The sequence below is a fragment of the Xanthomonas sp. SHU 166 genome (assembly GCF_000364685.1).
Classification (GTDB): domain Bacteria; phylum Pseudomonadota; class Gammaproteobacteria; order Xanthomonadales; family Xanthomonadaceae; genus Xanthomonas_A; species Xanthomonas_A sontii.
On the sequence record NZ_AQOJ01000869.1, the window covers coordinates 1 to 2,131 of the forward strand.

Here is a 2,131-nt window from a genome sequence, read left to right on the forward strand (position 1 = left end):
TAGAACGGCGACAGCGGGATCGCCGCCAAGCCCTTCTCGATGGTCAGCCACTTCACGAACTCGGTATCGGGCAGGTCGCTGACCGCCGAATAGTCCACGAGCTGGAAGTAGCCGCCCGGCACCGGCAGCGGCTTCAGCCGGGTGCCCAGCAATTGTTCGCGGAAGCGATCGCGCTTGGCCTGGTAGAACGCGCCGAGCTGTTCGTCGTGCTCGGGCTCCTCGCGGATCATCGCGGCGAAGGCGTGCTGGGCCGGGCCGAAGCTGGCGAAGGTGTTGTACTGGTGGACCTTGCGGAACTCGGCGCTGAGCGCCGGCGGCGCGATCGCGTAGCCGATCTTCCAGCCGGTGCAGTGATAGGTCTTGCCGAAGCTGGAGACGACGAAGGCGCGCTCGCGCAGTTCCGGCCAGCGCAGCACCGACTCGTGGCGGCGGCCGTCGAACACGATGTGCTCGTAGACCTCGTCGGAGATCAGGAAGATGTCGCTGCCGCGCAGCAGCTCGGTCACCGCCTGCAGGTCGTCGGCGCCGAACATGGCCCCGGACGGGTTGTGCGGGCTGTTGAGCATCAGCAGGCGGGTGCGCGGGGTGATCGCCGCACGTACGCGCTCCCAGTCCACCACGAACGTCTGCGGGTCCAGCGGCACGTGCACCGCACGCGCGCCGGCCAGGTCGATCGCCGGCTCGTAGCTGTCGTAGGCCGGGTCCAGCACGATCACCTCCTCGCCCGGGCGTACCACGGCGTGGATGGCGTTGAACAGCGCCTCGGTGGCGCCGCTGGTGACGGTGACCTCGGTGTCGGCATCGACCTGGGCGCCATAGCAGCGCAGCGCCTTCTCGGCGATCGCCTGGCGCAGCGCCGGCACGCCGGTCATCGGCGGGTACTGGTTGTGGCCGTCGCGCATCGCCCGGTCCAGCGCCTCGATCAGCCGCGGCGGCACCGGGAAATCGGGAAAGCCCTGGCCCAGGTTGACCGCGCCGTGCTCGGCGGCCAGTTGCGACATCACGGTGAAGATGGTGGTGCCCACCTTGGGCAGCTTGGTCTGCGGATGCATGCGGGGGATCTGCGGGCAGCGGGAAAACGCCGAGTGTACGCAAAGCCGCTTGCCGGCGATGCGCCATACCGCCGCCGCTCCACTGACGCAGCGCATGCGCATCGCCGCGTGTGGCCGCCGCCGGCATCCGCCGGACGCCCGCATGCCGATACAATGCGCGCCTTCCCTTGCCGCCCGCCGCCGCGCCATCCGCCGCGGCCTTCGCCGATGACCGATCCGCTGTACACCGCCCCACCGCTACTGGCCGCGCACGGGCTCACGTTCGCCCGCGACGACGCCGCGGTGTTCGGTCCGCTGGACTTCCACCTGGATGCCGGCGAGGCGCTGCTGGTGCAGGGCGACAACGGCGCCGGCAAGACCACCCTGCTGCGGGTGCTGGTCGGCCTGCTGCGCGCCGAGGCCGGGCGCATCGAGATCGACGGCCACCCGGTGCGGCGCGGCGACCGCGCCCGCTTCATGGCCTACCTGGGCCACCTGGGCGCACTGAAGGCCGACCTGAGCACCCTGGAGAACCTGCACTACCTGTGCGGCCTGCAGGGGCGCCGGGCCAAGCAGATGCCCGGCAGCGCGCTGGCCATCGTCGGCCTGGCCGGCTACGAGGACACCCTGGTAAGGCAGCTGTCGGCCGGGCAGAAGAAGCGCCTGGCGCTGGCGCGGATGTGGCTGTCGCCGGCGCCGCTGTGGCTGCTCGACGAGCCCTACGCCAACCTCGACCTGGACGGCATCACCCTGGTCAACCGCATGATCGCCGCGCACCTGCGCAGCGGCGGCGCGGCCCTGGTCACCACCCATGGCGCCTATGCCGCCCCCCCCGTGCGCACCCGCATGCTGACCTTGAGCGGAGTCGCCGCATGAGCCTGGCCACGCCCGTTCCTTCGCTGTGGCAGGCCACCCGGGCGCTGCTGCTGCGCGACCTGCGCCTGCTGTGGCGGCGCCGCGGCGACGCACTGCAGCCGGCGCTGTTCGCCCTGCTGATCGTGGCCCTGTTCGCGCTGGCGCTGGGCAACCAGCCGCGCCTGCTCGGCGAGGTGGCCGGCGCCGCGCTATGGCTGGCGGTGCTGCTGGCCGGCCTGCTGGCG

Annotated in this window: 3 protein-coding genes; 2 read left to right on the forward strand and 1 reads right to left on the reverse strand. The window is 71.6% G+C overall.

The window, feature by feature from the left end; genetic code table 11:
- On the reverse strand, window positions 1–1,052 hold a 1,052-nt coding region (locus D180_RS19845; RefSeq protein WP_017914145.1), incomplete at its 3' end, for a pyridoxal phosphate-dependent aminotransferase.
- Between the two features lie 207 nt (window positions 1,053–1,259).
- On the opposite strand from D180_RS19845, the gene ccmA reads away from it, so the two are divergent.
- Both ccmA and D180_RS19855 read left to right on the forward strand, forming a co-directional pair.
- Entirely contained in the window at window positions 1,260–1,907 is a 648-nt protein-coding gene (gene ccmA / locus D180_RS19850; protein ID WP_017907305.1) for a heme ABC exporter ATP-binding protein CcmA, read from the forward strand.
- Window positions 1,904–2,131, forward strand: a 228-nt coding sequence (locus D180_RS19855; protein WP_043091421.1) for a heme exporter protein CcmB, incomplete at its 3' end; no start/stop codon positions are given. The genes ccmA and D180_RS19855, both read left to right, overlap by 4 nt.

What these genes read in the sequence shown, in the direction of transcription:
- ccmA (WP_017907305.1), top strand. Translation starts at nt 1,260, where the DNA reads ATGACCGATCCGCTGTACACCGCCCCACCGCTACTGGCCGCGCACGGG.